Below are 6,970 nucleotides of genomic sequence, written 5' to 3'. Positions count from 1 at the left end.
CCCATTCCGAACACGGCCGTGAAATACCCCAGCGCCAATGGTACTTTGTCTTAAGACACGGGAGAGTAGGTCGCTGCCAGGTCTGCCAAATGCAACACAATCTTCTCAAATCATGCATCAGCGGCGACTGCCGATCAAAAGCCGCCATCAAGGCGGCTTTCTTCGTTCAGCCATAAAACGTCGCTCAAAGCATAACGCGGGGTGGAGCAGCCCCCGTCGGACCGCAGAAGGCGAAGCCTTCGAGGACCGACAAAATACAAAACACCGGGCGACCCAATGGACAATCCGTCCAACGCAGGTCCCCCCGGTCGCTCAGACATAACGCGGGGTGGAGCAGCCCGGTAGCTCGTCAGGCTCATAACCTGAAGGCCGCAGGTTCAAATCCTGCCCCCGCAACCAAATCTACAAATATAGCCCTCTGACAAAGTCAGGGGGCTTTTTTGCGTCTTGGCCGCATGTTCACATTTGGATAGTCGCCACCGAACACCTTCAATCACACAGGAATTGGCACCCGACAGCCCAGGCGCGGGCGGGCCTGCTGGAGGAAAAGCTCTGACACCTAGGTTCCTCGGGCATAGCTTCAGCATGTCCTGCTGTCTGGCTAGATGGATTGCAGGTGGATCAAAAGAGCGTGGTTCTGGACCTTGTCCAAGTAACGCAGAACCTGCCTAGACACTTTTAGACCGATGGTCTAATTGGAGGCGGTAGGCAACAGGACTTCGGAATGGACAATCGGATTGAAGCGCGCCATCGCCTCGCGAAGCTGCCGCAGGCACAGCGCACGGCCTGGCTCGATATCGCAGAGGAAGAATTTCGGGCCCGTGGGTTTGAAGCTGCCTCCCTGAACCGTATTCTGGTGCGCGCCAAGATCAGCAAGGGGCAAGCCTACTACTATTTCGCCGACAAGGCGGAGCTCTACAGGGCGGTTATCGCGCGTGCATTCGACGCGTTATCAGGACTGTTCGCTTTCGAACCGAGCGAAGCTGGAACTGCGGCTGCCTATTGGCAGCAGATCGCCAGTCTCTTTGAGAATGTGAGCGCCGTTCTCGGCCAGAATGATCGCCTGGCGGACCTAGGTCGCGGAATCTACCGCGAAGCGAAGGCCCAAGCCGCGATTGCCGATCTGATCGATCGCCTCCATGACCGGCTCGCCGGGCTGATTGAAAGGGGTCAGAGGCTCGGCGCAGTTCGCTCCGATTTGCCGCTCGACCTTTTGACCGGCATGGCCTTTGCAGCGCTGCGCGAAGCCGACCGATGGTTTGCCCTCAACGCAGCAGACCTCGATCATCAGGTCAGGCTTGGTCTCAACCAGCGGATCGTTACCCTCTTTGCCGCAATGCTCGCGCCCTGTCCGGCAATGCCTTCCGGCTCATCACAATAGGGAGTTGTCTCATGTCTGGTTCCCGCCAGCTCGTCGCCGTGCTTCTGGTTGCTTCCGCGCTGAACCTGGCGCTGATGGTGCCTGGAGGCTTCGTTGAAACCCGCGACTTCAGCGCATATTCCGCGATCGTTCTGGCGGCATTCAACGTGTTCCTGACCGTTCTTGGTCTCGGAGGCCTGGTGCTTGGCTATATCGTGGCGAAGTCCGGCAAGGGGTTTCGCTGGGCGGGTGTTGCAGGCATCGCCTTCGTTGCCGTTTATCTCCTTGATCTCGGACGCATCTTTCCCGTCACGCCCAATCCCATGTCTTCGCTGCTTGCGACGCTGGAGTGGATCGGTACGGTGCTGGGCGCAGCCCTGACGGTGGCATCGTTTACGCTCGGCAGCACGGCGCAGGCGGCTGGCGGCGACAAGGCAATGCTCTCCAAGCCGGTGGTCTGGGGCCTTTTCATCGTGGCACTGATCATCGTCGCCTTTGCGACCAGATCGGCGATGGGCGTTTAGCGCGTGGCGACGCGCTCGGATGTCGAGTGAGCGGCCGGACATGACATTTTCGCCATGAACTTGCATTTCCGGATGCAGCTTCCCAGCTAAGTCATCTCTCCCGCGGTCAAGGCCGCGATGCCCGGTCGCCCGAAAGGCTGACCGGGCTTTTTTGACGCTGTTTCAAGAATCGCGGCTCGGCTGACAGCAATCGCCGGGTGTAGTCCTGGGCAGGCGTATCAAGAAGCTGGGGTATCCGGCCTTCCTCGACGATCCGGCCCTGCTGCATCACGATCGCCCGGTCGCAGATCTCGTCGACCACGGCGATGTTGTGAGTGATCAGCAGAACCGAGATCCCGTATTCGGCGCGCATCTTCAGGATCAGATCGAGGATCTGTGCCTGGACCGTGACGTCGAGCGCGGAGGTCGGCTCGTCGGCAACGAGCAGTTTCGGCCGCGTGATCAGCGCACGTGCGATGGCGATGCGCTGGCGCTGGCCACCGGAAAACTCGTGCGGATATCGCTGGGCATGGTCGGCAGAAAGGCCCACGTCCTCCAGCATCGCTGCGACCCTTTCGCGCTTGTCCAGGCATCCCGGTTCGAGGTGCAGCGGTTCGGCAACGATCTTTCCGATGGTCTGGCGCGGATCAAGCGAGCCGTAATGGTCCTGAAATACCATCTGGAATTCGCGCCGCATCTTGCGCAGCGCCCGCCCGGCAAGGATATCCTTGCCCTGGAACCGTACGGTTCCCGATGTCGGCCGGTCGAGCGCCATGACCAGGCGGGCAAGGGTGGATTTCCCGGAGCCGCTTTCGCCAACCACGCCCAGAATCTCGCCGGCAGCGATCGTCAGCGAGACATCGGAAAGTGCCGTCCTTTCGCCGTAGTGGCGGGTAAGTGCGATGGTCTCCAGCAGAGGCGTCATTGCCCGGCCTCCAGAAAGGCACGGGTGCGGCGCGGCAGGGCGGCAAGAAGCGTGCGGGTATAGGGATGCTCGGGCGCCCGCAACACGGTTCCGGTCGCGCCTTCTTCCATCTTGCGCCCGTCACGCATCACCATCACGCGGTCCGTCATGCGTGCGATCACGCCGATATCATGGGAAATCAGCAGCAGGCTGATGCCAAGCTCCGCGACCAGTTCATCGAGAATATCGAGGATTTCGGCCTGCACGGTCACGTCGAGCGCGGTGGTCGGTTCATCGGCGATCAAAAGGTCGGGTTTCAGTGCGAGCGCGATCGCGATGCCGACGCGCTGGCGTTCACCGCCGGAGAGTTCATGCGGATAGGCGTCGATCCGCGCCGACGCGTTTCTGATCTTCACCATATCCATCAGCCGAAGCGCTTCGGCCCGGCCCGCCGCGCGCGTGATCTCGTGATGAAGGTGGAGCGCCTCGGCGATCTGGCTTCCTGCCGTCATGGCGGGGTTCAGTGCTGTCATCGGCTCCTGGAAGATCATGCCGATCTCGTCGCCGCGCATGCGGGTGAGCTGTCGCTCCGAGGCTTTCAGCAGGTTCTCACCTTCAAACAGAACCTCACCCCCGGCGCGCGCATTGCGCGGCAGAAGGCCGATGATCGACAGGGCAAGCACCGACTTCCCCGAACCGCTTTCCCCGACAATGCCGCATTTCTCGCCCTTGCCGACGGCCAGATCGATGCCGTGGAGCACCATGCGGTCATCGCGGCGACGGGTCTCGAAGCGGACGGTAAGGTTGCGGATATCGAGCATCAGCCTTCCCTCCGTGGATCGGTGAGCGCTTGCAGCCCGTCGCCCAGAAGGTTGAGGCCGAGAACGGAGGTGGCGATCGCAAGCCCGGGTGCGAGAACGAGATGCGGGGCTGCGGCAAGATAGGTCTGCGCATCCGCGAGCATCCGGCCCCAGCTCGGCGTTGGCGGTGACACGCCAAGCCCCAGGAAGGACAGGCCCGCTTCCGTCAGAATGGCAAGCCCGGTCTGGATCGCGAGCTGCACGATGATCTGGCCGGCGATATTGGGCAGAACATGCTCAATGGTGATCCGGACCCCGCCTTTGCCGGCCATGCGGGCCGCGAGGATATAGTCGCGCGCCCAGATCTGCAGGGCAGCACTACGGGTAATGCGGGCAAAGACCGGCACCATGAACAGCGCAATGGCGACAATCGTTGTTGCCGGACCGCCGCCGAGCACGGCTGCCAAGAGCAGGGCGGACAGAACCGGCGGGAAGGCGAAGACCACGTCGTTGATGCGCATGATCGCCGCTTCCGCAATTCCCCTTCGCGCGGCGGCCGTGGCGCCGAGCAGGGCGCCTGCGGCCGCGCCGATCGCCACGGCGGAAAATGCGATCGAGAGCGATGTCCATGCGCCCGCCATGATCATCGAAAACTCGTCGCGTCCGAGCTGGTCGGCGCCTAACAACCCGCCCGGCCCCGGCGGCTTCAGGCGCGACGGAATGTTGATTGCCGCAGGATCCATCGGCGTCCAGAACCGGCTGATGATGGCAGCGGCGACCAGCGTGAACGTGATCAGCGCACCCAGAACAAGCGGCAACCGTCTCATGGGCGTGCCCGCAGGCGCGGATCGATCACCGCATAAAGCGCGTCGACCGCGAAGTTCAGACCCATGACGATGACGGCGAACAGCAGCGCGACATTCTGGATCACGATCAGGTCGCGCTGCGACAGAGCCTGATAGGCAAGCGTTCCGAGCCCCGGCAGCGCGAACACATTCTCCACGAGCACAGTGCCCGCGATCAGCACCGAGACCTGCATGCCGAGCATGGTGACGACAGGAATCAGCGCATTGGGAACCACATGCCGCCAGAGCGCGCGCCGCCGCGTGGCGCCCTTGGCGCGGGCGGTGCGGACGAAATCTTCAGACGCAATCTCGATCACGGCGGCGCGCGTCACCCTTGTCAGCACGGCCGCCTGAGGAATGGCAAGCGCGATTGCCGGCAGCGTCAGGGCATTGAGGGAGGAAAGGATGCCGGCTGTCCGCCAGCCGGAAAATCCTCCGGCCGGAAACCAGCCGAATTTCAGCGCCACGCAGAGGATCAGCAACAGGCCGATCCAGAAGCCCGGCACGGCGATGCCGACCTGCGAAAATACGGTCGCTGCGATATCGGCTGGCCCGTTGGGGCGCGATCCGGCGATCACGCCGAGCGGCAGCGCGATCGCAAGGGAGAGTGCCACGGCATAGAGGGCAAGCGGCAGCGTCACCGCCAGCCGCTCGCCGATGAGCGTCGAGACAGGGGTCGAATAGGTATAGGAAAGGCCGAGATCGCCGTGGAGAAGGCCGGATAGCCAGCCGGCGTAGCGCTGCAGGAAGGGCTGATCGAGACCGAGCTGATGGCGAAGTGCCTCAAGCGTGTCGGGGGCAGCCGACGTGCCGAGCATGATTTCCGCAGGGTCGCCTGGCACCGCCGCCATCACCGCGAAGATGATGAACGATACCGCGAGCAGGCTTGCCACCATAAAGACGAGGTTGCCGGCAATGCGCCGCATCGCCGGCCGTTTTGCCAACACGGTCTACTTGCTCCAGTGCACGCCGGTCATGTCGTTGGAGGGCACGGGTTCGTTCACCCACAGCCCTTCGACATCGGCATTCCAGATCCCGATCTTCGGCCAGGCGTAGAGGAACAGGGCCGGAACGTCTTCAGCGAGAATTTCCTGGGCCTTGCGATAGCCGGCGATCCGGTCCTCTTCGCTCGTCGCATCGGCGATCGCGGTCATGGCCGCATCGAAATCCGGATTGTCATAATTGAAGTAGTAGGGATGGCGGGCATAGATGCCGATATCGAGCGGCTCGGCATGGCCGATAATGGTCATGTCGTAATTGGTGTCCTTGAACACATCCTGCAGCCATTTCGCCGGGAATTCCGAGGATTCGATGGTCGCTGTCACGCCGATCTGGGCGAAATAGGCCTGCATGATTTCCGCAGCGCGCTCGGCATAGCCGCGGTTGGGCACCTTCATGGTGAAGGCGAGGCCGTCGTTGAAACCTGCTTCCGCCAGCAGGGCCTTTGCCTTTTCGGGGGCATAGGGCAGGACGTCGGTAAGATCCTCATAGCCGGCGTCGGACGGCGAGAAATGACTGCCGATCGGCGTGCCGAGGCCGGAATTGGTGGCATCGATGATCGCCTGCCGGTCGATCGCCATCATCAGCGCCTGTCGCACGCGGCGATCGTCAAACGGGGCGCGGGCATTGTTCATGCCGGCGACCACTTCCATGCCCGTGGTGCCTGGCACAACCGCGAATTTGTCATTGGCCTCGAAGCTTGCCACGAGTTCGGGCGCCGCAAATTCCGGAATGGCATCGACGCCCCCGGAGGAAAGCGCTGCAGCCTGCGCCTGGGCGTCGGCGATGAAACGGAAGGTCACCTTCTCAAGCGCCGGCGCATCACCCCAATAATCCGGGTTGCGATCGAGCGTCACCTGATTGCCTTTCTTCCATTCGGAAAAGACGAAGGGGCCGGTTCCGACCGGATCGGTCGCATTGGTGGGCTCGCTGTCGGGTTCCACCATCACGGCGGCGGGAAAGCCCAGCCAGTAGAGCAGGTCGTAAGAGGGGCGTGAAAGTTTCAGGACCAGCGTCCGGTCGTCGGTCGCTTCCACGGTCTGGATCGCGCTGTAGAGCGCCTTTTGCGGGTTCACGCTGTCGTCGGCTATGATCCGGTCGATCGCAAACTTTGCGGTCCCGGCATTGAAAGGCTTGCCGTTGTGGAACGTCACGCCGTCGCGCAGCTTGAAAGTGTATGTGAGGCCATCTCCTGAAACGTCCCAGGATGTCGCAAGCTGCGGTGCGATATCGCCATTTTCCCCGACCGTGACCAGACCCTCGAACACGTTCTTCCAGACAACCTGGCCGATGGCGACCGGCGCGGCTGCGGTCGGATCGAGACCGGTCGGTTCGATTGCCATGCCGATCACGATATCGTTGCGCTCCTGGGCGAGCGCTGGGGCGAGTGCTGGTGCAAGCGCCGGGGCGGTGACGGCGCCGGCAGCGAGTGCTGCGGCGGCAAGGATGTTGGAAAGTCGGCTCATGCGCTCCTCCGGGCGTTTCAGAGATTGCGGCATGTATAGGGCGTTGGAACCGCTCGTGTAAACAATATACCGGGAATCATATTGAAGCGTAAC

General features: G+C 62.3%; 7 protein-coding genes, 1 tRNA gene and 1 rRNA gene. 4 read left to right on the top strand and 5 right to left on the bottom strand.

From position 1 onward, the window contains the following. From rrf to HPQ62_RS12000, 4 genes are all read left to right on the top strand, one after another. Nucleotides 1-82, top strand: a 5S ribosomal RNA gene (gene rrf / locus HPQ62_RS21295); the annotation flags it as partial. A gap of 240 nt (nucleotides 83-322) precedes the next feature. Continuing rightward, nucleotides 323-399 (top strand) — tRNA-Met (locus tag HPQ62_RS12010). A 325-nt stretch (nucleotides 400-724) separates the two neighbouring features. Then, complete coding sequence (locus tag HPQ62_RS12005; protein ID WP_174802773.1) at nucleotides 725-1,381, top strand: TetR/AcrR family transcriptional regulator; 657 nt, start codon at nucleotides 725-727, stop codon at nucleotides 1,379-1,381. Nucleotides 1,382-1,392: 11 nt separating this feature from the next. Beyond that, nucleotides 1,393-1,884, top strand: coding sequence for a DUF8051 family protein (locus tag HPQ62_RS12000; RefSeq protein ID WP_174802772.1), 492 nt, complete (start codon nucleotides 1,393-1,395; stop codon nucleotides 1,882-1,884). A gap of 106 nt (nucleotides 1,885-1,990) precedes the next feature. Here the strand turns inward: HPQ62_RS12000 and HPQ62_RS11995 are convergent, their stop codons facing one another. Genes HPQ62_RS11995 through HPQ62_RS11975 form a run of 5 tightly spaced genes read right to left on the bottom strand, consistent with a single transcriptional unit; the run spans nucleotide 1,991 to nucleotide 6,877 of the window. Continuing rightward, entirely contained in the window at nucleotides 1,991-2,788 is a 798-nt protein-coding gene (locus HPQ62_RS11995; RefSeq protein WP_174802771.1) for an ABC transporter ATP-binding protein, read from the bottom strand. Then, a complete protein-coding gene (locus HPQ62_RS11990) occupies nucleotides 2,785-3,588 on the bottom strand; it encodes an ATP-binding cassette domain-containing protein (protein WP_174802770.1) in 804 nt (267 codons plus the stop codon). The genes HPQ62_RS11995 and HPQ62_RS11990 overlap by 4 nt, the downstream gene beginning before the upstream one ends. Continuing rightward, on the bottom strand, nucleotides 3,588-4,394 hold the full coding sequence (locus tag HPQ62_RS11985; protein ID WP_174802769.1) for an ABC transporter permease: 807 nt from the start codon (nucleotides 4,392-4,394) through the stop codon (nucleotides 3,588-3,590). Before HPQ62_RS11985 ends, HPQ62_RS11990 begins: the two co-directional genes overlap by 1 nt. Further along, the gene (locus HPQ62_RS11980) at nucleotides 4,391-5,338 is read right to left on the bottom strand and encodes an ABC transporter permease (RefSeq protein ID WP_174802806.1); all 948 of its coding nucleotides are present in this window, start codon (nucleotides 5,336-5,338) and stop codon (nucleotides 4,391-4,393) included. The genes HPQ62_RS11985 and HPQ62_RS11980 overlap by 4 nt, the downstream gene beginning before the upstream one ends. Nucleotides 5,339-5,362: 24 nt before the next feature. Beyond that, on the bottom strand, nucleotides 5,363-6,877 hold the full coding sequence (locus HPQ62_RS11975; protein WP_174802768.1) for an ABC transporter substrate-binding protein: 1,515 nt from the start codon (nucleotides 6,875-6,877) through the stop codon (nucleotides 5,363-5,365). Nucleotides 6,878-6,970: the final 93 nt, after the last annotated feature.

Origin of the sequence: Martelella limonii (genome assembly GCF_013344475.1) — a bacterium.
Classification (GTDB): domain Bacteria; phylum Pseudomonadota; class Alphaproteobacteria; order Rhizobiales; family Rhizobiaceae; genus Martelella; species Martelella limonii.
The sequence above is the reverse complement of the archived record's forward strand: the minus strand, read 5'-3'. Positions and strand labels throughout refer to the sequence as shown.